The organism is Ktedonobacter sp. SOSP1-52 (genome assembly GCF_016587395.1).
Map to the genome: position 1 here is coordinate 843072 of NZ_BNJH01000004.1, position 22209 is coordinate 865280.

At 55.3% G+C, this 22209-nt stretch carries 18 protein-coding genes; 10 read left to right on the forward strand and 8 right to left on the reverse strand.

Going from position 1 to position 22209, the window contains the following annotated elements:
* Window positions 1-15: 15 nt before the first annotated feature.
* Window positions 16-699 (reverse strand): response regulator transcription factor, encoded by a 684-nt coding sequence (locus JMJ16_RS38820; protein WP_236601891.1) that lies wholly within the window; start codon window positions 697-699, stop codon window positions 16-18.
* Between the two features lie 30 nt (window positions 700-729).
* Window positions 730-1944 carry a GAF domain-containing sensor histidine kinase gene (locus JMJ16_RS38825; protein WP_201390212.1) on the reverse strand — a complete coding sequence of 405 codons (1215 nt, stop codon included), beginning with the start codon at window positions 1942-1944 and terminating at the stop codon, window positions 730-732.
* Window positions 1945-2295: 351 nt separating this feature from the next.
* Between JMJ16_RS38825 and JMJ16_RS38830 the strand changes: the two genes are divergently transcribed.
* The 5 genes from JMJ16_RS38830 (at window position 2296) to JMJ16_RS38850 (ending at window position 7983) form a co-directional block, all read left to right on the forward strand.
* Entirely contained in the window at window positions 2296-3675 is a 1380-nt protein-coding gene (locus tag JMJ16_RS38830) for an ABC transporter permease (protein WP_201390214.1), read from the forward strand.
* Window positions 3676-3677: 2 nt separating this feature from the next.
* Entirely contained in the window at window positions 3678-4622 is a 945-nt protein-coding gene (locus tag JMJ16_RS38835; RefSeq protein WP_201390216.1) for an ABC transporter permease, read from the forward strand.
* Between the two features lie 17 nt (window positions 4623-4639).
* Window positions 4640-6235: an ABC transporter ATP-binding protein gene (locus tag JMJ16_RS38840; protein WP_201390218.1), complete on the forward strand. Its 1596-nt coding sequence runs from the start codon at window positions 4640-4642 to the stop codon at window positions 6233-6235.
* Between the two features lie 178 nt (window positions 6236-6413).
* A complete protein-coding gene (locus JMJ16_RS38845; RefSeq protein WP_374229148.1) occupies window positions 6414-7136 on the forward strand; it encodes an NAD-dependent deacetylase in 723 nt (240 codons plus the stop codon).
* 391 nt (window positions 7137-7527) lie between these two features.
* Window positions 7528-7983 (forward strand): carboxymuconolactone decarboxylase family protein, encoded by a 456-nt coding sequence (locus JMJ16_RS38850; protein WP_201370170.1) that lies wholly within the window; start codon window positions 7528-7530, stop codon window positions 7981-7983.
* 305 nt (window positions 7984-8288) lie between these two features.
* On the opposite strand, the gene JMJ16_RS38855 is transcribed toward JMJ16_RS38850, so the two are convergent.
* Window positions 8289-9107 (reverse strand): helix-turn-helix transcriptional regulator, encoded by an 819-nt coding sequence (locus JMJ16_RS38855; protein WP_201390222.1) that lies wholly within the window; start codon window positions 9105-9107, stop codon window positions 8289-8291.
* Window positions 9108-9601: 494 nt separating this feature from the next.
* Here JMJ16_RS38855 and JMJ16_RS38860 point away from each other — a divergent pair, with 494 nt between their 5' ends.
* Window positions 9602-10546 carry an LLM class F420-dependent oxidoreductase gene (locus JMJ16_RS38860; RefSeq protein WP_201390224.1) on the forward strand — a complete coding sequence of 315 codons (945 nt, stop codon included), beginning with the start codon at window positions 9602-9604 and terminating at the stop codon, window positions 10544-10546.
* Window positions 10547-10805: 259 nt separating this feature from the next.
* Window positions 10806-12176 (forward strand): glycoside hydrolase family 18 protein, encoded by a 1371-nt coding sequence (locus tag JMJ16_RS38865; protein WP_201390225.1) that lies wholly within the window; start codon window positions 10806-10808, stop codon window positions 12174-12176.
* Between the two features lie 28 nt (window positions 12177-12204).
* On the opposite strand, the gene JMJ16_RS38870 is transcribed toward JMJ16_RS38865, so the two are convergent.
* On the reverse strand, window positions 12205-13035 hold the full coding sequence (locus tag JMJ16_RS38870; RefSeq protein ID WP_201381768.1) for an XdhC family protein: 831 nt from the start codon (window positions 13033-13035) through the stop codon (window positions 12205-12207).
* A 426-nt stretch (window positions 13036-13461) separates the two neighbouring features.
* On the opposite strand from JMJ16_RS38870, the gene JMJ16_RS38875 reads away from it, so the two are divergent.
* Window positions 13462-14232, forward strand: coding sequence for a hypothetical protein (locus JMJ16_RS38875; RefSeq protein WP_201390228.1), 771 nt, complete (start codon window positions 13462-13464; stop codon window positions 14230-14232).
* 26 nt (window positions 14233-14258) lie between these two features.
* Entirely contained in the window at window positions 14259-14543 is a 285-nt protein-coding gene (locus tag JMJ16_RS38880) for a hypothetical protein (RefSeq protein ID WP_201390229.1), read from the forward strand.
* Window positions 14544-14610: 67 nt separating this feature from the next.
* Here the strand turns inward: JMJ16_RS38880 and JMJ16_RS38885 are convergent, their stop codons facing one another.
* From JMJ16_RS38885 to JMJ16_RS38900, 4 genes are all read right to left on the reverse strand, one after another.
* Window positions 14611-15480, reverse strand: coding sequence for an alpha/beta fold hydrolase (locus JMJ16_RS38885; protein ID WP_201390232.1), 870 nt, complete (start codon window positions 15478-15480; stop codon window positions 14611-14613).
* 322 nt (window positions 15481-15802) lie between these two features.
* Complete coding sequence (gene eno / locus JMJ16_RS38890; RefSeq protein ID WP_201390834.1) at window positions 15803-17107, reverse strand: phosphopyruvate hydratase; 1305 nt, start codon at window positions 17105-17107, stop codon at window positions 15803-15805.
* A gap of 306 nt (window positions 17108-17413) precedes the next feature.
* The gene (gene hisC, locus JMJ16_RS38895) at window positions 17414-18526 is read right to left on the reverse strand and encodes a histidinol-phosphate transaminase (RefSeq protein WP_201390234.1); all 1113 of its coding nucleotides are present in this window, start codon (window positions 18524-18526) and stop codon (window positions 17414-17416) included.
* 12 nt (window positions 18527-18538) lie between these two features.
* Window positions 18539-19705 carry a hypothetical protein gene (locus tag JMJ16_RS38900; protein WP_201390236.1) on the reverse strand — a complete coding sequence of 389 codons (1167 nt, stop codon included), beginning with the start codon at window positions 19703-19705 and terminating at the stop codon, window positions 18539-18541.
* An 833-nt stretch (window positions 19706-20538) separates the two neighbouring features.
* Between JMJ16_RS38900 and JMJ16_RS38905 the strand changes: the two genes are divergently transcribed.
* Window positions 20539-22110: a trehalose-6-phosphate synthase gene (locus JMJ16_RS38905; RefSeq protein ID WP_201390238.1), complete on the forward strand. Its 1572-nt coding sequence runs from the start codon at window positions 20539-20541 to the stop codon at window positions 22108-22110.
* Window positions 22111-22209 lie beyond the last annotated feature (99 nt).

A 22209-nucleotide genomic window follows, 5' to 3' on the forward strand; every position in this document is an offset into this window, starting at 1 on the left:
TCTCTTATCAAAATTTTATAAGTCTATTAAACCGCGTTGGGCGGCGAGGGCGACGGCCTCGGTGCGGTTGGTCGCGCCCAGCTTGCTCATGATGGAGCTGACGTGAAATTTGGCGGTGCGCTCGCTGATGACGAGATGGGAGGCGATCTCTTTATTAGGCATACCCTGAGCCAGGAGGCCCAGCACCTCCAGCTCGCGCTCGGTGAGCTCTTCAACCTGGGGAATGCCTTGCAGGGTCCGGTAATTGTTCTCGCGTTCGCGCTGGCCCATGTGCCGCAGCAGCTTAGAGGCGACGAGAGGCTGGAGGAGCGAGCCTCCCTCCATCGCCAGGCGAATAGCCTTGAAGATCTCATCGCGGGGCGAGCCTTTGAGCAGATAGCCGTCCGCGCCCGCCTGGATGGCGTGAATGATGCGTTCATCTGTATCAAAGGCGGTAAAGACAATGATACGCGCATTCTGCCGGCGCTGGCGGAGCTGCTTGATGGCCTCGACTCCATCCATAATGGGCATCTCCAGGTCTAAGAGCAAGATATCTGGCTTGAGGAGTTCGGCCTGGCGGATGGCCTCGTCGCCGCTGGCACATTCTGAGATGACCTCAAAGTCGGGCTGGGTCTCCAGTACCGCGCGCAATCCCTCGCGTACGATAGGGTGATCGTCTGCCAGCAATATATGGATCATTGTCTGTGCCTTTCTCTTCATGTTAGTCCATGCTTGCATGGACCCTTCCCGTTAGTAGGGGACCGCGATATAGAGATATGTTCCCTGGCCGGGATCGCTTTCAAGGCAGAGCGTGCCATTGAGAAGCTTGACGCGCTCGCCTATGCCTTTGAGTCCAAAGTGGCCCTCCTGGGTGGCAAGCGTGTCGAGGTCGAAGCCCTGACCATCATCTTTGATGCTTAGCTGGACCTGGTGCTCGTTGGCGGTCAGCTCCAGGTGAATATGCGTGGCCTGGGCATGACGATGGGCGTTGTTGAGCGCCTCCTGCGCAATGCGGTAGAGACCAGACTCCACACTCGCCGGGAGCGGCGGAAAGAGGGCTTCTGGCGCGTACTGGAAACTAACCAGTGCGTGCGGCACCTGCTCTTCGTGCGCCTTCTCCTCATGGACCAGGGCTTCAAGGGCTTCGGGTAGGGTGCGCCCCTGGAGTGGCGCGGCACGCAGATCCATCACTGAGCGTCGCGCCTCCTCCAGGTTGCCGCGAGCCAGGCGGAGCGCGCGCTGCAAGGCCTCGTGCGCGCGCTGGGGCTTGCTCTCGGCCAGGGCGTCGGCGGTCTCCAGTTGTAGGGTGACCGCGGCCAGGCCTTGCGCAATCGTGTCGTGAATCTCGCGGGCCAGGCGGTTGCGCTCCTCGATGGTTGCCAGGCGGGCCGCGGCGCGCATGTGTTGCGACGAGATGCGCGCCCGCTGGATTGCCAGGCCGATCTGGTCGCCGATGATGTGTAACAGTTGTAGCTCTTCTGGTTGTAGCTCGCGCCAATCTTCGCTGGCGACATTGAGGACGCCGATGCGCGTATCACCAGCGTAAATAGGAATGCTGGCATGAAAGCGTAGGCCAAGCGCCGATGGATCGCTGTTGCGTTCCGCGTTCTTTAAGCGGCTACAGCGTAGCACGTCGATATTTGAGGCACCCGAAAGCTCGCCACTTAAGAAGGTATCGAGACATTGACAGGAGCCTGTCATGCGCTCAGGGTGGTCCGCCAGGTAGGGCGGGAGATCCTGCGAGGCCGCGATATAGGTACTGCCCCATTCATTTAGTAGCCAGACCCAGCCCGTGCGTAGCCCGAGCAGGTCCGTGACACGGACCAGGACCTCCTGGAGGGCTTCGTGAACATCGATGCTATGATTCAGATAGCTCGCGATATCATAGAGCACCGCCAGGTCACGGTTATTATGTAGCAGCGAAGGAGTTTCAACTGGTTGTTTCTCAAATGGTTCTTGTGTCATTGCTCACACAGGGAGAAAGATATAGCCATTACGGTTAGTTGGTAGGAGCGCACTTGATAGAAGATTCTCAGCGCTAAGAGAAGTATAACACCGCTGGGTGAGGGTGTCGAGCGGGTGCCTGCTATCTCGTTAGAAGCACGAGATGATGCGTTGCTGGCTCTTTGGAAGCTGTAGGGCTAGTTCTCGTTATGCCATGTTGCGTCTCTTTGCCACCCCAGATCTATGCTTGTGTTATCTCCATTGCTAATGTTATCATATTTGTCGATATACATTCCTGATTGTCGATATACATTCCTGACTTACAATTTGTTGGCGGCGCATCATGCCGTCTCCTGTTTCGGAGGAAGCCTTATGGCCGTGCCACCAGGTCGGCGCGAAGCGAAGAGTACACCTTCTTCGGCGTCGAAATTTCTCGGTTGGTTGTATAGAATCTGGATTGCTCTGAGCCGTCCTCTCTTCTCGGTGCTGCTGGCATTGGTTGTCGGCGGTATCTTTATCATGGCGACGACTCCAGGCGCGTTTGATGTGCGACTGAACACCGTCTTTAGCGGTTATCAGTACCTTTTTCAGGGCTCCTTTGGCGATCCACAGAGTCTCTCCTATACTCTTGTGCGCGTAGGTCCCTTGATACTGACTGGTCTCTCTGTCGCTATTGCGTACCGGGCTGGCCTATTTAACATTGGTGCCGCAGGCCAGCTCGCTGTTGGAGCCATGACCGCGGGTATTATCGCCTATACCTTTCCCACCCTCCCGGGCATCGTGCTTGTGCCACTGATGCTGCTGGGAAGCATTGTCGCTGGTGGTATCTGGGGTGGTATTGTCGGCCTGCTTAAAGCCTGGCGTGGTGCGCACGAAGTGGTGACCACGATCATGCTCAACTGGATCGCTTTCTATGTAACCGACTATCTCATCTCTGGCCCCTACAAGGCTCCTCACCAGGCGACGCAGACGCCATCTCTGCCAACTCAGGCGCAACTTCCCTTCCTGGCCACGACCTATAATAATACCCTGGGCCAGTTCTTGCCTCAGATTACTAATCCTGAGCAGTATCTTACCGATGTCGGCTTGCTGATCGCGCTTGTCGTTCTCATCTTTTACTGGTTCCTTACGAGCCGGACCGCCTTTGGCTATGAAATTCGCGTCATTGGGCAGAATCCCAGGGCCGCGCAATACGCGGGTATCCGCACCAGGCGCAATATGTTCCTGGTGATGGCGCTGTCTGGTGCCTTCTCTGGCCTGGCGGGCGCGATCCACCTCATGGGCCAACCTCCGTATCAATTGTTTGGCTCGACCTTCGCGATTGACCCGACCGGATTTGACGCGATTGGCGTCTCGCTGCTCGGGCGGACCACGGGCGTTGGTATTCTCTTGAGCGCCCTCCTCTTTGGTGGCCTGCGCCAGGGGGGAACCACGATGCAACTCTTTGCCAAGATTCCTGGCGACATGGTGTATGTCATTCAGGCGCTGGTGCTCTTTAGTATCGCTTCCGAGTTCCTGCCCGCGCTCACACGCGCCTTCCGTCGCCGGTCCAGGCGCGCGGCGGTGCCTGCGATTGAGGTTCCGCTGGCGGGTCCCATCGTTGGCAATCCCCTGATCGTGATTGAGAACGATAGCTTGCACGAAGTCGAGCCTGGCGCGTCGGACGCGGTGACAACAAAGCACGAGGGGGTTCCTGTCGAGAGCGTCCACTCCGAGGAGCGCCCATCAAATCCCATTGAGGAGGGTCGTTAGTAATGCTTGGCTTAATCTTGAGTGTGCTGCGTTCAAGCGACCTATGGGCCGCGACGCTTCAGTTTGCCGCCCTGCTGCTGTTGCCCGCGCTGGGTGGCGTGATCTCAGAGCGCAGCGGTATCACTAATATTGCCATGGAAGGCATGATGCTGACCGGGGCGTGCGCGGGTGTCATGGTGGCGCGTGCGACCAATAACGTGCTGCTAGGCGTCGTGGGCGCGATTGTCGCGGCTACGCTGATCTCCCTGATTCATGCGCTGGTCTCGATTAACTTCAAGGCCAACCAGGTCGTCAGCGGTATCGCGATCAACCTGTTCGCGTTGGGCCTGACTAACTATATCGTCTTTATCCAGACGGCGGGCCAGGGCGTGCCTTCGCTGAATGATTCGCTGCGCCTGCCCCAGGTCTCGCTGGGCCCGCTCTCCAACATTCCCTTTATCGGTCCCGTCTTCCTACAACAGAATATCATCTTCTATGTCGCGGTGGTGATCCTATTCGCGACGCAGTTCCTGCTCTTCCATACCAACTTTGGCCTGCGTATCCGCGCGGTCGGTGAGCACCCTCACGCCGCGGATACAGCGGGCGTTAATGTACGCTTGATGCGCTACATTTGCGTGGGTGCCAGTGGTGCCTTCGCTGGCCTGGCGGGCGCCTATCTCTCGCTGGGCATCGCTGGCGTCTTTACCTCCAACATGACGGCTGGCACAGGCTTTATCGCGCTAGCAGCGATGATCTTTGGCAAATGGACTCCCTGGGGGACCGCGGGCGCGTGTATAGTCTTTGGCCTGGGTGAGGCGCTGGTCTCACGTCTACAGGGACCGGGCATTGATCCTAACCTGTTGAGCACGCTGCCCTATATCCTGACGCTGTTCGCCCTCGTTGGCCTGGTTGGTCGCACGATTCCACCAGCCGCCGATGGCGTTCCTTACGAGCCAGGCACGGAATAGGAGGTAATTAAAAAATTATGCAAGAAAGCACGCTTATACAACCCGTGGGCGAGAGCAACGCTCCTTACGCGGTAGAGATGCGTGAGATCTCCAAGGCCTGGCCTGGCGTGATCGCCAATGATCATGTCAACCTGCAAGTGCGCCAGGGCGAGATTCATGCCCTCATGGGCGAGAATGGCGCGGGCAAGTCGACCTTGATGAATATTCTCTATGGTCTGATTCGACCCGACAGCGGAGAGATCCTGGTCAATGGCAAACCGGTCTCCATTCACGGGCCACGTGATGCCATTCGCCTCGGGATTGGTATGGTGCACCAGCATTTTATGCTCATCCCACCCCTGACGGTGGCAGAGAATATCATTCTTGGACGCGAACCCGGCGGTGTGGCTGGTACTTTGAATCTAAAGCAGGCGCGCGCCGAGCTGAAACGCCTGAGCGATCAGTATGGCCTGCCCATTGATCCCGACGCCAAAATCAAAGATCTCTCGGTAGGTTTGCAGCAGCGCGTAGAGATCCTTAAGGTCCTGGCGCGAGGCGCGGACATCCTGATTATGGACGAGCCAACAGGTGTGCTCACACCCCAGGAGACGGATGAACTCTTTGGTGTGCTGCGTGGCCTGGTCAAGCAGGGCAAGACCATCATCTTCATTACCCACAAGCTGCGCGAAGTCCTGGACCTGACCGATAACATCACGGTTTTGCGCCGGGGTAAGAACGCTGGCAGCCTGGTGACGCGGGACACTAACCGGCGCGAGATCGCGCGTATGATGGTTGGCCGCGATGTACTGCTGCGGGTGGAGAAAACGCCTGCCCAGCCGGGATCAGTGGTGCTGCAAACGAAGGATCTCTGTGCTAAGTCCGATCTGGGCCTTGATGTGTTGCATGATATCAACTTCGAGGTACGCTCAGGCGAGATCCTGGGCATCGCGGGCGTCGAGGGCAACGGCCAGTCTGAACTGATCGAGGTTATCTCTGGCATGCGCAAGGCGACCTCGGGGCAGATCACCATCACTCCGGTCAAGGAGGGGAAGGCAGGCAAGACCGTCGATCTGACCAATATGCACGCCGATGATGAGCGCTTAATGGGCCTGGCGCATATTCCCGAAGACCGGCGCGAGAGCGGCCTGGTGCTCAGCGAGTCAATTAGCGACAACATCATCCTGGGACGTCAGCGCTGGCCCGAGTTCGCACGCGGTAAATTCTTGCTCTCGCTGGGCAAGATTCGCGAGACGGCGCGCAAGCTAGTCGCGGACTTTGATGTGCGTACGCCATCGGTTGATATTCCCGCCAGAGCGCTCTCCGGTGGTAACCAGCAGAAGGTGATCATCGCGCGCGAGCTTGCGAGCAATCCCGAGGCCCTAATTGCCGCCCAGCCTACGCGTGGCGTCGATATTGGTGCCATCGAATTCATTCATCGCCGCCTGATTGAGCAGCGTGATGCTGGTAAGGCTGTGCTCCTGATCTCAGCCGAGCTGGATGAGATCCGCTCTCTCTCCGACCGCATCGCGGTCATGTACGAAGGGCGAATCGTAGACATCGTCGGACCAGAGGTCACCGAGGAGGAACTCGGCGTGCTCATGACCGGCGGCGGAGCGCACCACGAAGAGAGATAAACATAAACAAATAGAGGGTGTATGGGTACGGGTTGGCTCGGCCAACCCGTACCCATACACCCTCTATTTGTTTATGTCTTTGTTTGCGGGTAATATTAAAATAGAGGCAAGCTGATTTTCTAAGAAAGAAGAGATGAACCATGAGTGAGCAATCTGCGGTCTCGATTCCCCAGGATTGGTGGAGGCGTTGCGTGGCGCGAAAAGCATTGCTGCCCTGACGGGGGCGGGCATCTCGGCTGAGAGTGGCCTGCCTACCTTTCGCGATCCCCAGACGGGTCTCTGGGAGAAGTTTCGCCCGGAGGACCTGGCGACTCCTGAGGCCTTCCAGCGCAACCCTAAACTGGTTTGGGAATGGTATGCGCATCGGCGCGAGCTGATGGGCCAGGCTCAGCCCAATCCAGGGCACGCGGCCTTGGCAGCTATTGAGCGGCATGCCGCGACCTTTACGCTCGTCACCCAGAACATCGATGGTTTGCACCAGCGAGCGGACAGCCGGAATGTGCTGGAACTGCATGGCAATATAACGCGCACCAGGTGCTTTGAAGAGGATACGCTGGTGGAGTCCTGGTCGGCGAATGGCGAGGTGCCTCCGCATTGTCCTCGCTGTGGCGGCCTGTTACGACCAGACGTGGTCTGGTTTGGGGAATCGCTGCCTGAGGAGACCTTTGAGCAGGCGCTAGAAGCCGCGATCTTCTGCGATCTCTTCTTCTCTATCGGTACCTCGGGTCTTGTGGAGCCAGCCGCCTCGCTGACAGAGGTCGCGCGCCGGGCCGGGGCCACTATTGTCGTCATCAATCTTGAAGTCGAGCCACTGGCCTCACCCGACCTCTACCAGCTCAATGGACCTGCCGGGCAGATCCTGCCGGAGCTAGTGCGCCAGGCCTGGCGGGAAGAGGGCTAAACGTTAAGGCTTTGCAGGATTGCTCATTTCCTCCCCAACACCTGTCTCTTCCCTTTTCAACATTCTCCCGTGAGGTAGAATTTTGGCGTCTGTCAATACACAGCCCATACGCTATTCTTTGGCATAGGAGAACCGCAAAGAGAGTCGAGATTTCGGTCACATTTCCTCGCCGCGTTCCGTCAGAGAAGTGATGAGGGAAATCCACCTCATCGCGACCGGTTCCGTAGTTCTTCTCATTGCCGCTTCCTGGGCGCTTCGACCATAAAGCCGCATACTTGGGAAACTGACTGATGGTATCGGCAGCATGCTAAAACGTGCGTAAACCAGTATCCCGGTTCAGCATCACCTAACCATGTACAACAAAGATACCTATAAGGAGAAGAAATCCATCATGCAAGCACGAATGAGCAATCCCGCAACGATTCTTCCTGACGCCATGAATGCCATACTCACCCTGCTCAAAGCCACGAGAAAGGGCGGCGTACCGCAGCAGACGCTTGAGCTTGTTCACCTGCGTGCGAGCCAGATCAATGGCTGTAGTGCCTGTGTTGACTCAGGCTCACGCAGCGCCAAAAAGGCAGGCGAAACAGATGAGCGGCTCTTCGCTGTGGCAGCCTGGCGCGAGACGCCCTACTTCACCGACGCCGAACGTGCCGCTCTCGCGCTCACAGAGGCTGCCACCCGCCTCGCCGACCGGACTGACCCGGTCCCAGACTCGATCTGGAACGAGGCCGCCAGCCACTACGACGAGAAAGGGCTCGCGGCCATCGTCCTTATGATTGCCACGACCAACCTCTTCAACCGCCTCAACGCCACTACCAGGCAGGTGGCGGGCCAGAATTGGTAATGTGAATGATGAATCTCAAACCGGGCACGATTCGCGCCGGTTTGAGATTCGCGCCGATTTTAACTCCGTCGTTACAGATTTCTTCGATACACACGTTCATCTTCCCATCTCGGACGTTCGGTGTCGTATCATGTCAAGAGGCAGGCGGCTTCTTATCACCAACGATGCACAGCTTGGGCGCAAAAGAGGAAGCTCGACAAGGTGAGTAAGAGAGGGGAGCGCTCGTCTTGAGAGTGGGAAGAGGGTATTTCCGATCCCATGACGGAGACAAAGGAAATAAAACGAGGGGCATCCTTGGCGAGGTTTCAAATGTTAAGGCTTTGCAGGATTGCTCGGGTCCGGCTATTAGGTGTGTAGATTATAAGCCTGATATCAGCGCTACCAAGCATCTGCAAGGTGAAATGCTCAAACTCCAGAGTGCCCAGGGTTGAATGCTCTATGACCTTGGGACCCTCTAGCGCGCTCCGTACATCATGGTGGGGCCACCACTGGCAAAACTCGGGACTTACCTGCTTCAAATCCTCAATTAACTCCTCAAAATAGGGATCGTCGGGATAGCGCGCGCTAGCCGCACGAAACTCTGCTAATGTGCCTCGCGCAATTGTCTCCCAATTTGAGCGTGTCCGCATCGTGGGGCTGGTAAAGAGGCGCCATATCAGGTTGCGCGTGTATGTGGAGGTTGTGTTTGAAATGGAGAAGATGACATCAGCGGCTTTATTCCAGGCTAGATAATCATACCGGCGGCCCATGACATAAGCGGGAGACGGATTGAGATCGTCAAGCACTTGTTGGAGCGCCGGGCTAACACTCTCGTGTGTAGGAGAAAGCGGAGTCGGCAGTGGTTGCCCGGCGAGCACAAAGAGGTGCCGGCGTTCATTTGAGGTCAACTTGAGCGCCTGGGCGATACTCTCAAGAACCTGGGCCGAGGGATGCACATCGCGTCCCTGCTCCAGCCAGACATACCAGGAGGTGCCAATATTGGCGAGCTGTGCTACCTCCTCTCGGCGCAGTCCTGGCGTGCGACGGCGGATACCAGGCGGCAGTCCCACATCGGTGGGCGAAAGGTGCATCCGCCGTTGGCGTAAAAAAGTAGCGAGGGTCTGACGGCGTTCACGCTCATGCATATTGGTTGCTCCTTATCCTGGTGGTGAGAGACCTATGATTAAGAAACCCTGTTCCTGGCATCAGCAACAGAGTATAGTCAAGCCAGGCACCTGCGTCAACAGGGCCGGGCTCCTTGGGTATGCGCCATATTTTTGCACAATATATCCCATAGGCACCCGATAAATCGCGTGCAAGGCGATTTATCGCAAGAATACAGCATGAAGAGCATCTTTCCAGAACACTCTGACGCCCTAGGGCAAGCCACACCACGCTCTTCCATCGGTCGCAACTCTGTACTCCTGCGATAAATCGCCTTGCGCGCCGTAAACGGGGCGCCTATGGGATTGGAAGCGCTCTTGCAAAATATTGACGCGCACACCCTTACCCCTGAAGACTGACGAACCGAGGTGAGAGTCAGAGGGATGGTGTGGAGGACCGAGGTGAGAGTCAGAAGAGAGTCAGAAGAGCATTGGAAGCTCTGTAAATGTTTGCTTAGAAGCGAGGAAATTATTCTATGTCTCTGAAGTTTGGTGTATCCCTGCCGCAAGGCTGGGCAATGGAGTTGGAGGGAATTAAGGATCCAGTCGAAGCCTATGAAGCAATGACGCGCGTGGCTCAGGTTGCTGAAGAAGTGGGCTTTGTATCCGCCTGGCTTGTTGATCACTTTCATACTATCCCACGCCCATCCCAGGAGTTCACGTTTGAATGCTGGACCACTACCGCAGCCCTTGCACGTGATACGACGCGTATGCGCATCGGCCAGTTGGTTACCTGCAATGGCTATCGTCACCCCGCGTTGCTCGCGAAAATGGCCAGTACCGTCGATGTGCTCTCGCATGGGCGACTCAACTTTGGTATCGGGGCAGGCTGGTTTGAGCATGAGTATCGCGCTTATGGATACGACTATCCCGAGGCCCCTGAGCGCTTGCGTTACCTGCGAGAGGCTGTTCAAGTTATTCGAGCCATGTGGACTCAGGAGGAAGCCGCCTTCGAGGGGAAACATTACCAGGTATGTGGAGCTATCAACCAGCCTAAAGGTGTGCAAAAGCCGCATATTCCCCTGCTCATTGGAGGTGGCGGCGAAAAAGTCACTCTCAAGCTGGTCGCGCAGTATGCTGATGCATGCAACCTGAGCGGCGATCTAGAAGACATCAAGCATAAACTGGCCGTGCTCAAAGAGCATTGCGAAACGGTTGGGCGCGACTACGAGAGCATTCATCGCACGATCACCTGTCTATGTGCCATTGGCGAGACCGATGAGCAGGCCAGGGCGAAATTTCCTGCCGCGCTCCTGGGCAGACCGGTAGCAGCAGGCGCGCTGATCGGTAGTCCAGATACTATTCGCCGTCAGCTTGCTGAGTTGGAGGAAGCTGGTATCCAGGAAGTAATCATTAGTTTCTCCTCCGATAGTTTGCAGTTGGACACCTTGCGCTTCTTCGCTCAAGAGTTCATTGCATAAACGGAACAGTCATTGTAGGGTCCATGCTGGCATGGACTTCGGGGCCGGCAGGACGATCCCCTGACGCGGGAAGATCGCTTCGCTCGCAGTCCATTCCGGCATGGACCCTACAATTTTATTTATAAGGTCTAGTGGTCTAGATGTCTTGACAAAGTCATAGGAAGTGGGTAATGTTGCTTTTAGAATATATTGTTCGGGTATAGGCCCTAAAAAGGGTATTTAAAATGTGCTGGCAATGATTGCCAGAAAGGAGAGCTGTATGACGCACTCTCGTCGACCCCTGGTGCTGGGAGGCACCCTCTTTCTACTCCTCTTTTATCTCTGTGCTTTTACCCTGCTCAATGGTGGTGGCAAGGCTTATGCACAGACGTTCTCCGCTACTAAGAGCGGCAATGACATGTTCGCCGCGCCAGCTCCCGCGAGCAAGCGCATTGTGGGTTATTTCACGGCCTGGAGCATCTATGGACGCAACTATAATTTGCATAACGTAGATGTAAATGGTCAGGCCAGCAAGCTGACGACCATTAACTATGCTTTTAGCAACATCAGTAGCGATCTTAAATGTCAGCTTGGGGATAGCTGGGCGGATACCGACAGGCCTTTCGCTGCCACCGAGGCCGTGAACGGCCAGGCCGATAGCTGGTCTGATCCCTTGCGGGGCAACTTTAATCAGCTTAAAGAGCTGAAAGCCTTGCATCCCGGTCTCCAGACCATGATCTCGATTGGCGGTTGGAGCTGGTCCGTGCTCTTCTCGGACGCGGCACTACCTCAGAACCGGGCGGCCTTTGTCCAGTCCTGCATCGATCTCTATATCAAGGGCAATTTGCCATCCGCCAATGGCGCGGGGGCTGGCGTCTTCGATGGCATTGACATTGACTGGGAGTATCCAGCCGCGCCTGGTAACACTGGTAACGTTTATCGGCCCGAGGATACGCAGAATTTTACGGCCCTGCTGGCCGAGTTCCGCCATCAGCTTGATGCCTTAAGCAAGCAGACTGGGAAGCGCTATCTCCTATCGGCCGCCCTGCCTGCTGGCCCGGATAAGTATCAGAAGATCGAGCTAAATAAGATTGGTCATTACCTGAACTGGGCTAATCTGATGACCTATGATCTGCATGGGGCATGGGATGCCCAGGGACCAACCGATTTTGCTGCCCCGCTCTATAGCAGCCATAAGGATCCCTCCCCTGCTCCCACAAACGCGTACAGCGTCGATAACACTGTGCGCGCCTACTTGAGAGCGGGCTTTGAGGAAGAAAAACTGGTGGTCGGTATTCCCTTCTATGGTCATGGTTGGACGAATGTACCAAATCAGAACCATGGACTCTATCAGAGCAGTCCGGACATGCAGCCCGCGCCAGGCGTGTACGAGGCTGGCACTAATGACTACAACGTCCTGGCACAGCTCAATTATCCTACGTATCGCGACCCCATTACAAAAGCATCCTGGATTTTTGATGGCACCACCTTCTGGTCGTTTGACGATGCCACGGCGGTAGCTACTAAGGTCCATTATGTGAAAAGCCACGATCTGGCTGGCGCAATGTTCTGGTCGCTGGATGGGGATGATAGCTCGGCTACCCTGACCACGACGGTCTACAACGGCTTCCACTCTGATTCAGACGATTAGTCTATTCCTGGCGTGTGAGATGAGGTGCTCAGGCGAGCACCTCATCCTCTAGAAGATTGTGCTTGTTTTTGAGCGAGAGGCCGCTTCCCTGGCGGCGTAGCATCACCATTTCCGCGGCGATGCTCAGCGCGATCTCATCAGGAGTTTCCGCGCCAAGGTCCAGGCCTATGGGTGCGTGGACGCGCTCCAGCTGCTTGCGTGGGATGCCCTCTTCGCGCAGGTGGTGAAAAATTTGTTTAACCTTGCTGGTGCTCCCGATCATACCGATATAGGCTGCCCGGGTGGATAGCGCGGCCTTTAGGGCGTCCCTATCTAGTTGATGCCCACGCGTGACGATCACTAGCCAGCTTGATTCATCAGGTTCAAGGGCCTGGATGGTCGCGGGGATATCGCCGAAAATGAGCTGTACTTTCTCGCCAAAGAGCTGAGGATCGGCCAGGTCGCGCCGGTCGTCCACCACGACAATGCGGAAGTCCAGCCTATGCGCCAGGCGCGCCAGGGCCTGTGCCACATAGCCCGCGCCTACGATAACCAGACGTGGCTCGGGGCGTAGGACCTCAAAGAAGACCTCCAGCGTCGCGCCACAACTGCCGACTGACTCGCCGTTATCGGCATCGATATGGATATGTGCCAGGTGTGAGTGATTCTCACTCAGTGCCTTCAATCCCTCATCGACGACCTTTTTATCTGTGACGGGTCCCGCCATATGCCCCTGGGGTGTACCGTCCGCCGCGATTAGCAGCTTGGTACCAATCTCGCAGGGGGCCGCACCCATCGTCTTCACAACTGTGGCCACGACGACGCGCTCACCACGTCGCAGGGCCGCCTGAATCTCATTGTATAAAGTAATGGCAGTCATTGCCCACCTCTCGCGCACTACTCAATCACTGAATACTTATCCTGTTATTATACTATTACGCTGACTGCAACCTCTCCCCTGGTCGCTAGTATTTTCCTCTTTTTGCCTACGTGAAAAGAATATGATAGTGACACGATAACGAGAATCTTCCTTGCGATAGGCGAGGTAGATATAGGGTTCAAGCCACGCTAGCAGCCTTCTCGTGACCAATCTTCATAACTTGACAGCATGCTCCAGGTTGTTCTATAATGTTAGAACAAATTTTCAAGGTATGGATTGAATGGGGCGAGATTCTAGCGGAATGTGAATAGGTGTTTCTGTCAGGGATGGCACAGTAGAGTTGTATTGAGTAGGCGTACATACTGGGCAAAGCGCATATTTCCCAGAGAAGACAACGTGATTGATCATCTAATAGGAGTGTTAACAATGAGTAACGGCCAGACGTTTAACCCTAGAGAACACCTGATAAATATTAAGAATGGGAAGGGCGTATCGGAGTACCTGGAGGTGAAGTGGCGTTTGGTGTGGTTCCGCCAGGAGTGCCCTCAAGGTACGATTGAAACCGAAATCGTACACCTGGACCTGGATAAGGATGTCGAGGCCGAGGCATTTGTGTGGAACGCCGAGAAGCGGCGCAGCGAGAAGGTCGTGAAGACGGCAAAGGGTGTGGCCATCTTCCGGGCGACTGTCCATGATGGCAAGGGCGGATCGGCGACGGGGACCAAGTCGGAGAACGCGGCGAACTTTCCAGATTTTATCGAGAAGGCCGAGTCGGGCTCTATTGGCCGTGCCCTGGCCGCGCTTGGCTATGGCACACAGTTCGCGCCAGAACTTAATGAGGAGCAGCGCATTGTCGATGCGCCCGTAGAGCGGCCCACGAATGGCAGCTATGCTGGTAGCAATGGCAATAGTCACATACAGGGTGGTTTTGCGGCCACCGCCAATGGGCGCTTTAGCGGCCAGGGGCAGCAGAGCGCGAATGCGCAGGGCCCAAATGGAGGCGCGAGCAAGAGTGAACCAGCGCCTGATGCGGCTGCGACGGAGCAGCAGATTTCTAGCATTAAGAAGCTCTGTCAGCATCTGGAGAAGCCAGAACCAGACAACCTCTCGAACCTGACCTTCTTAAATGCGAAACAGTTGCTCCAGCAGTTTACGGAGGAGTATAGGGCGCAGAAGCAACAGAAAAAGGCGTCCTGAGCATCCTCCAGAAAGCTTGATTCTACATGACTCCCAACGATATCGAGTACGCCGAAAAGCGTATGAAACAGAAATGGTATGACCTGGCGCTTGCCGAGCAGCAGGGAGCCTCGCTCCCGACCCTTGAGCGGCTCTTTAACACGTATATGCTCGCTGTCGAAGAGTATAACCGATGTTCCGAGTCCTATCTCGTGGAGCAGCAGCAGGCCAGAAGCACACTGCCCGCTGTGCGGACTTCGCAGCAGCTTATGTGTGTGTCACAGGGCGAGGAGCGCCCAAAGGAGCGTCGTCAACGTAGGAAAGCCTCGTAGGGTGATATTGTAGGTCAAAAAAGCGGGCGCAACCCATCTGGTTGCGCCCGCTTTTTTGACCTACATATTACAGGCCATTGACGAAATTGACGATCTCTGTGGCCACGGCCTCAGGAGCGTCGAAGTTGACCAGGTGGCCGGCGTTGTGGATGATTGCCAGCCTGGAATGGGGAATCTCACGGTGCAGGCGCTCGGCATATGTGAGCGGCATCTGCTGATCTTTCTCACCCCAGATGAGGAGGACTGGCTTCTTGAGCACCGCCAGGTCGGTTGAGACGGCATTGGTATAGTAGGGGATGAGCAGGCGAATGTGCTGGTAGAGCACCTCTTTGCCTACTTCGCTGTCCCAGGGCGCGATATAGTTATCGATCACGTTGGCGAAGCCTTTGACATTGACCACGCCCTTGCCCAGGGTCTCACGCAGATCGCGCACGACATCCTCGACTGAAGTCTCTTTGGGAGCGTCAAAATCCTGGCGCTTGCTCATCTCGGACAGGGGCCAGTTCTCGTCGAAGGAGTGGAGGTAGCTAATCGTATCCAGGAGGACCAGGGCCGAAGTCTGCTCGCGATAGAGACGCGTCGCCAGGATCTGCGCGACGCCACCGCCAACGCCATGCCCGACCAGGATGATATTATTCAATTTGAGGTCTTTGAAGAGCAGGGCCAGGCCGTCTGCCTGTCCCCAGACCGAGGTATCGGCGGGCCAGGGATGATCCGACTGGCCATAGCCAAGCATATCGAAGGCATAGACCGCGCGATCCAGGCCAGCTAGCTGGGGCATAATCTCTTCCCAGGCGAAGGCGCCAGCGGGGAGGTCGTGCAGGAGCACGATTGCCCCCTCGGGACCACGCTCGGCATTCTGGACGATGTAGCTATATTTGTAATGGATGGCGCGCCCTGTGCGCCGCTCTCGTGAGGTATTGGTACTTGTAGGCATAAGTCCTCTCTTAATTGGATAAATGATGACATCTATATACTATAGCGCGCCACGTTGGAGACGTCCATGCAGGCAAGAACCCTCTCGTTGAACGAAAGGCAGATAAATGGCTGAAACATTTGAAGCACGCAGTTCTCGGACCTCGGTAGGGACCAGCTTTAGCGCGTCCGAATGCCATTTATGGCAGTGCGGCGCAAGCCGAAACCTTGAGTGAGCAGCAAACGATCGCCCACCCAATATGGTGCCATGGAAGCGTTTCGGGCTCCGCCTACAGGCGATTAATCGCCTTCGGACGCGCTAAAGCTGGTCCCTACCGGCTTAGCTAGGCTTTGGCGTACAGAGCAGGTACGTTGTAGAAAGCGTTAAAGCCAGCATAGCGAGCCGCCTCAGCCCCTAGCTCATCCTCGATCACCAGCAGGCGGTTGTACTTGGCGACGCGCTCACTGCGGGCGGGTGCGCCAGTCTTGATCTGCCCAGCATTGGTGGCCACGACCAGGTCGGCAATTGTCGTATCCTCGGTCTCGCCGGAGCGATGCGAGACGACTGCGGTATAGCCCGCACGCTTGGCCATCTCAATGGCCTCCAGAGTCTCGGTCAGCGTACCGATCTGGTTCAGTTTGACCAGGATGGAGTTCGCTGAGCCCTCGCTGATACCACGTTTGAGGCGAGTGGTGTTGGTGACAAACAGGTCGTCGCCTACCAGTTGGACGCGGCCTCCCAGGCGCTGGCGCATTATAGACCAGCCTTCCCAGTCGTCTTCCGCCAGGCCATCCTCGATGGTAACGATGGGATATTCGCCAATCCACTGCTCATAGAGATCGATCATCTCTTTAGAGTTAAGGGTGCGACCCTCGCGCGCGAGCACGTATTTCCCATTCTCATAGAGCTCGGTCGAGGCTGTGTCCATACCCAGGAAGATATCCACACCTGGTTTGTAGCCTGCGGCCTCAATGGCGGCGACTATCAGCTCAAGAGCCTCGCGGTTGGATGAGAGCGAAGGCGCGAAGCCACCCTCGTCGCCGACGTTGGTATTAAACCTCTTGCCGTGCAGCACCTTTTTCAGGCCCTGATAGACCTCGGCACCCCAGCGCAGAGCCTCGCGGAAGGAAGGCGCACCAACGGGGAGAATCATGTATTCCTGGAAATCGGTCGAATTATCGGCGTGCTTGCCACCATTTAAAATATTGAGCATTGGTACAGGTAGCGTACGAGCCGAGACACCTCCCAGGTAGCGGTAGAGCGGCTGCTGATGGGCCTGGGCTGCGGCTTTGGCAACGGCCAGAGAAACGCCCAGGAGGGCGTTCGCCCCCAGTTTCCCTTTGTTAGAGGTTCCATCCAGTTCGATCATGATCTCGTCGATCATTACCTGGTCGGAGGCGTCCAGGCCAACAAGGGCATCGCTGATCTGGTCGTTAACGTTCTCAACGGCCTTGAGTACTCCCTTGCCGCCATAACGGCTCTTGTCGCCATCGCGCAGTTCGACGGCCTCGTGGGCGCCAGTTGACGCGCCCGAGGGAACCGCTGCTATCCCATGTGCTCCACCCATCAGAAGCACTTCAACTTGAACTGTTGGATTGCCACGCGAGTCGAGTATCTCGTGCGCGGTAACCTCTTCAATTGTTGTCAGATCATCCGTGTTCAATGGCATACTACAAAATCCTCCACGAAAACAAGATTCGATATCTAGTGCATTGCTATGATAGCGCCATGCGGGACCCTCGAAGCTGTGCTATACCATATATAGGTAGTATAGCCATACCAGTACAGGATGTAGTAAGTGCCATACATCCTCGCCGTGGCTATTGTACATCCTGGAGAGGGAGGTGGGCAAGCAATCCCTCTAGTGTCGAAGAGAGGTACATGGTCTATGCTCACCCGAGGGCGAGCATAGACCATGTACCTCTCTTCGACACTAGCATAGGCAGGTACCGTGTTATGGTAAGAGATTATGTAGAGCGCTATCGATCTTGTCGGTGTGCTCTGGCTTGCCCACGGTGACGCGGATGAAGTCGCGCATCTCTGGCTGCGAGAAGTAGCGGAGCAGGATGCCATGGGCCTCAACCGCTGCGCGAATCTCTCGCACACTCACCTGGTCTTCATCTACGCGCATCAGGATAAAGTTTCCTTGCGAGGGTACTGGATGAAGGAAGGAGTAGCTGTCCAGGAGGGCGTACAGCCGCTCGCGCTCCTGCGTAATGCGTCGGACGTTATCCAGAGTATAATCCAGGGCCTTGAGGGTCTCAATCGCGCCGATATGACCGGCGACATTCACCTCAAAGGGACACTGTGCGCGGCGCATATAGGCTTGAATCCACTCAGGAGTCAGGGCGTAGCCGATGCGGAGTCCTGCTAACCCGGCCCATTTACTGAAGGTGCGCATCACGATCAGATTTTCATGCTGAGGTACCAGGTACGCGAAGCCGCGAGAATTATCCGCGAACTCCACATATGCTTCATCCACAATCACGATGCGACCTGTATCGAGCAACGTCAATATATCTTGCTCGCAAATGGAGTTGCCAGTGGGGTTATTGGGCGAAGTTAGCACAATGAGCTTGGTTTCAGGAGTGAGCGCATCGAGGATGGCATCGATATCAAGCCCATAGCCTGGCTTGCGAGGAACCTCCAGTACATGCGCGCCACAGAAGGTCGTGACCGAGGTATAGAGTGAAAAGGTTGGGGGGCAGCAGAGAATGTTATCTCCTACCGAGAGAAAGAGGTGCCAGAGGAGATTGATAAGCTCGGCGCTCCCATGATGCACGACGATATGGCGTCCATCGACACCAGTATAATCGGCGAGTGCATTGCGTAAAGCGGTTGAGTTCGCGTCGGGATAATTATTATAGTTTCTAAAATTGCTGAGTGCTTGCAATACTGTAGGTGCGGGTTCATAGGGGCTTTCATTACTATTAAGTTTAATAATATCCTCTATGGGAATACCTGTGCGCTCGCTAAATGCCTCCAGAGACTCGCCTGGAGCATATTGAGCCAGGCGATCCATCTCTGGGCGCACCGTAACAAGACGGGGAGAAGAGTATGTATACATGTACGACTAGTCCTACTTCTCTGAATCGGCGTCGACGAAGATCTGCGCGGGCCTGCGAATGAGAGTGCTGCGCGGGCTAAAGCTGCCTGTGGTGCTACTGCCCAGGTTGCCACTGCCCAGGTTGCCACTATTCATGCCTCCGAATGAGCGATTAAGTGGCGAGCCAGGGGACTGTTGCTGCTGGGCATTTGTGCTGGAAGCCTCGTCTCCGGCATTCGTTGAACCCTGCAAGATATCCAGACCCTGGCGCAGTGTCATCATATCACGCATAAAGCAAGCGACAGCTGAGGCAGCGGACCCTTTTTCGCGAGAGGAGTCAAAGCGTCGAGATGTCGCGGCACCCGCGGCTTGCGCGGCCTCGGCCATGGGGTCGGAGGTTTTGGCGGCGTAAACATCCTGGAAGATATCGTCCCAGTCGCTCCAACGGCCACGGAGGGGTTTCCAGCCAAGCTGGCCGTCGCTGATCGTGCGCCATTTCTCTTCGGTAAACTGAATCCAGTCGTCGAGGAGGCGCGAGTAGGTAGCCAGTTGTTGGCGCAGGCGCTCTTCCTCTTCAGATGAACGTTGAGGGAAACTGCGCGGTAAGCCATCCGTGCTCTGCGTGCTGATATAATTATTATTGCCCATACCCTGATTGCCGAAACCATTGACATTCGCGAATGATCCAGCACCGGGAAAGAACCCAGGAGTATGCATGTTCTGACCATCGGTCGTAAACTGGCCCATCTGCCCATTGGGATTGGGAAGACCAAGCATAGGAATCTCAGTGCCTGCGGGGAGCTCACCAATAACTTGAATGCCACTGGCACCAAGCATGGGTCCCATGATGGCGGTTCCATCTTGCAGGAGTACACCCTCTGAGGGCAGGCCACCAATCACGATCTCTTCGTGGCCTACGGCATCCAGAATGCGCCAGGCCAGGCGAGGATGTTTCATTGCCCACCAGAAGCGGCGGACCAGGAACGTTGAGGCAAATGTAAAATTGACGACCAGCCAGACGATACCGCGCACTGCTAACCAGTTTACGAGCGCCAGAATGACAATCATGTACCAGGGGTCACGATTTCCCGCTTCTTCTATGAAGGTTAGTACTGCGGCGACCATCAGGCTAGGATCGCGCAGTGGATTCACAAAATCCAGGATGCGTTTTAGCCAGCTATTGCCTTTCCTCTCTTCCAAAATGCGCTCCTCTCGGTTCTGCCACTGGTTCGACAGAGTACTATTTTTGCGATACGTTTCTTGGGCTTATGCAAAGCTGATTCTAGCATGCGCCCTATTTAACTGCAAATTTTGTCTAGAAGGCAGGTAGTTATGGGTGATGTCGATGCTTCTGCGCTACCTTGATTTTATTTCGATGTTATCTTTAAATAACAGATAGCGAGGCATGTTTTTGACCAGGGAGGCGCGGAAAAACGAGGTGGCAGTCCTGGCACACGACAGTTATTTGCCTTCTTTCTCTTCTTTACAACGAGGAGCGTCGTGAGAAGAAACGACAGGCAGTACTATGGTACTGAACATGCGATAGCTTTTAGAGGGAGAACGATGAAACTTTTGGCTACTCTCTAACGGGCTATTTGATAGGATGGCTACGATTTGCGTCTAACTCTCTGGGGGATCCTTACGCCTCTGGCGCACCTCACTCCCCATAGGAACCACTTGTTGAGTCTATTTTCATCTACTGATTCGTATCATAGATGAAGGAACCGTCCTGTGTTCTCAAAGTACTGTCGAGATAAAGGCATAGCTCCTAAGAGAGCCTTGAATGCGGGTGCAGCGTCGCATTATTTCCATAGGCATTGGTGTGTTCTGGTAATTCTGCTCCATTGTATGGTAACATTACACATGGTGTCTTGCGTAACGCTTTCTTATATTGTCTGGTCTGATCATACCTTTGTATGTGCCAGGTGTACTCTTGAGATAAGAGGGGTAAATTTGCTTCCCACCTGGAGGAAACAATTGTAGCCGGTCTCCCAGGCTATAACAGTAAGCACCTGTTAGAAAGGACAAACCTCATGCCCACGCGGATGAAGACGGATGTTCATCTTCCGCAGTTGAAGCATGCGCGTCGTCTGATTATTGCTTCCAATCGCGGTCCCGTTGAGTTCCAACTCGGCCAGGATAATACGCTCAAAGCAAGACGTGGCGCAGGTGGAATGGTAACTGCCCTCATTGATGTTGGGAACCAACTCGATATGACATGGGTTGCGATGACCATGACCGAAGGCGATCGCATGATCCTCAAGGAGATGGAGCAACATGGAGGCGTAATGCCTTCTCCACTACGTGGTCAGAAGATGAAACTGCATTACGTCTCGGTTCCCAAAACAACCTACCGTAAGCATTATGATAAGATTAGTAATGAACTGCTCTGGTTCCTACAGCATTATATGTATGATCCCGTTCAAAGCAACATGCGACAGTTGCAAGACGCCTGGGAGAATGGGTATTGCGAGGCCAACCAGGCTATCGCGGATGCTGTAGTCGACGAAATTGAGCGCGAAGACTCGATGCCAGTTGTTATGCTACATGACTATCATCTCTACTTAGTCTCCTCGCTCATTCGCAAAGTCCACCCCTCAATCGTTATTCAGCAGTTTATTCACATCCCCTGGCCCGATGTTCGCTGCTGGCATTTTCTGCCAAGCAATATCACCCAGGCTATCTATAGTGGTCTGGTAGGCAACGATATCATTGGTTTTCAGACAGAACGCGATGCACGCAACTTCCTGGAAGGGGCACGCACCCTCTTAGAGGGAGCCGTGGTGGATTTTGAAGAGGGGGCTGTCTGGTGGCAGGGCCACCGCACGCAGGCGCGAGCCTATCCCATCTCGATCTCCGTTCATGAAGAGCGACGCGTTGTGAAAAGCGCGCCCGGTAAACGTGCCGCCGAGGAGATGAAGCCTCTCCTCAACGAATTTACGATCATGCGCACAGATCGTATTGAACCCACCAAGAACATTCTTCGTGGCTTCCAGGCATATGATTACATGCTTGAGGAGCATCCAGAGCTGATCGGTCGCGTGAACTTCCTGGCTTTCCTGGTGCCTTCACGCCAATCATTGCCCATCTACCGCCGTACAACTGCGGAGGTTCAGGCGATTGTAGAGGAGATCAATCAGAAATATAGTACCGACAATTGGACGCCTATTCACGCCTTTTATGGCAATGATCGTGTACGCGCCCTTGCGGCTATGCAGTTCTATGATGTGCTGCTGGTTAACCCCATTATTGATGGTATGAACCTGGTTGCCAAAGAAGGGCCGGTCGTCAATCAGAGAGATGGGGTGCTGGTGCTCTCGCGTACCGTTGGCGCGTTCCAGCAACTCGCGAAGGGGTCGGTTCCTACCTCGCCCACAGATGTGATGGAGACAGCGCAGGCGCTCTATAAGGCGCTGACAATGTCGAAAGAGGAGCGTCACGCGAAGGCGACCTTCGCATGCCAGGCGGTGGAGCGTAGCAATCTGACAACCTGGCTAGCGAAGCAGATCAATGATATTAATGATCTCCTTGAGCGCGAGCCAGCGGAGACGCCAGTTGAAGAAGCCGAAGGTTCCCCAGACGATGTCGTCGCGAACGTTGGGTAGAGGCTTTTCGTAGCGAACTGAGCGAACTCTTTAGATAGATGAATAGATGCCAGCAGCCCACAAGCTGGCTTCTCGCACCCTCGATAGTATCCTCATAGA

What these genes read in the sequence shown, in the direction of transcription:
- JMJ16_RS38885 (WP_201390232.1), bottom strand. Translation starts at nt 15,480, where the DNA reads ATGCCTACAAGTACCAATACCTCACGAGAGCGGCGCACAGGGCGCGCC.
- JMJ16_RS38880 (WP_201390229.1), top strand. Translation starts at nt 14,259, where the DNA reads ATGACTCCCAACGATATCGAGTACGCCGAAAAGCGTATGAAACAGAAA.
- JMJ16_RS38865 (WP_201390225.1), top strand. Translation starts at nt 10,806, where the DNA reads ATGACGCACTCTCGTCGACCCCTGGTGCTGGGAGGCACCCTCTTTCTA.
- hisC (WP_201390234.1), bottom strand. Translation starts at nt 18,526, where the DNA reads ATGTATACATACTCTTCTCCCCGTCTTGTTACGGTGCGCCCAGAGATG.
- JMJ16_RS38905 (WP_201390238.1), top strand. Translation starts at nt 20,539, where the DNA reads ATGCCCACGCGGATGAAGACGGATGTTCATCTTCCGCAGTTGAAGCAT.
- JMJ16_RS38860 (WP_201390224.1), top strand. Translation starts at nt 9,602, where the DNA reads ATGTCTCTGAAGTTTGGTGTATCCCTGCCGCAAGGCTGGGCAATGGAG.
- JMJ16_RS38850 (WP_201370170.1), top strand. Translation starts at nt 7,528, where the DNA reads ATGCAAGCACGAATGAGCAATCCCGCAACGATTCTTCCTGACGCCATG.
- JMJ16_RS38870 (WP_201381768.1), bottom strand. Translation starts at nt 13,035, where the DNA reads ATGACTGCCATTACTTTATACAATGAGATTCAGGCGGCCCTGCGACGT.
- JMJ16_RS38835 (WP_201390216.1), top strand. Translation starts at nt 3,678, where the DNA reads ATGCTTGGCTTAATCTTGAGTGTGCTGCGTTCAAGCGACCTATGGGCC.
- JMJ16_RS38855 (WP_201390222.1), bottom strand. Translation starts at nt 9,107, where the DNA reads ATGCATGAGCGTGAACGCCGTCAGACCCTCGCTACTTTTTTACGCCAA.
- JMJ16_RS38825 (WP_201390212.1), bottom strand. Translation starts at nt 1,944, where the DNA reads ATGACACAAGAACCATTTGAGAAACAACCAGTTGAAACTCCTTCGCTG.
- JMJ16_RS38830 (WP_201390214.1), top strand. Translation starts at nt 2,296, where the DNA reads ATGGCCGTGCCACCAGGTCGGCGCGAAGCGAAGAGTACACCTTCTTCG.
- JMJ16_RS38840 (WP_201390218.1), top strand. Translation starts at nt 4,640, where the DNA reads ATGCAAGAAAGCACGCTTATACAACCCGTGGGCGAGAGCAACGCTCCT.
- JMJ16_RS38820 (WP_236601891.1), bottom strand. Translation starts at nt 699, where the DNA reads ATGAAGAGAAAGGCACAGACAATGATCCATATATTGCTGGCAGACGAT.
- JMJ16_RS38875 (WP_201390228.1), top strand. Translation starts at nt 13,462, where the DNA reads ATGAGTAACGGCCAGACGTTTAACCCTAGAGAACACCTGATAAATATT.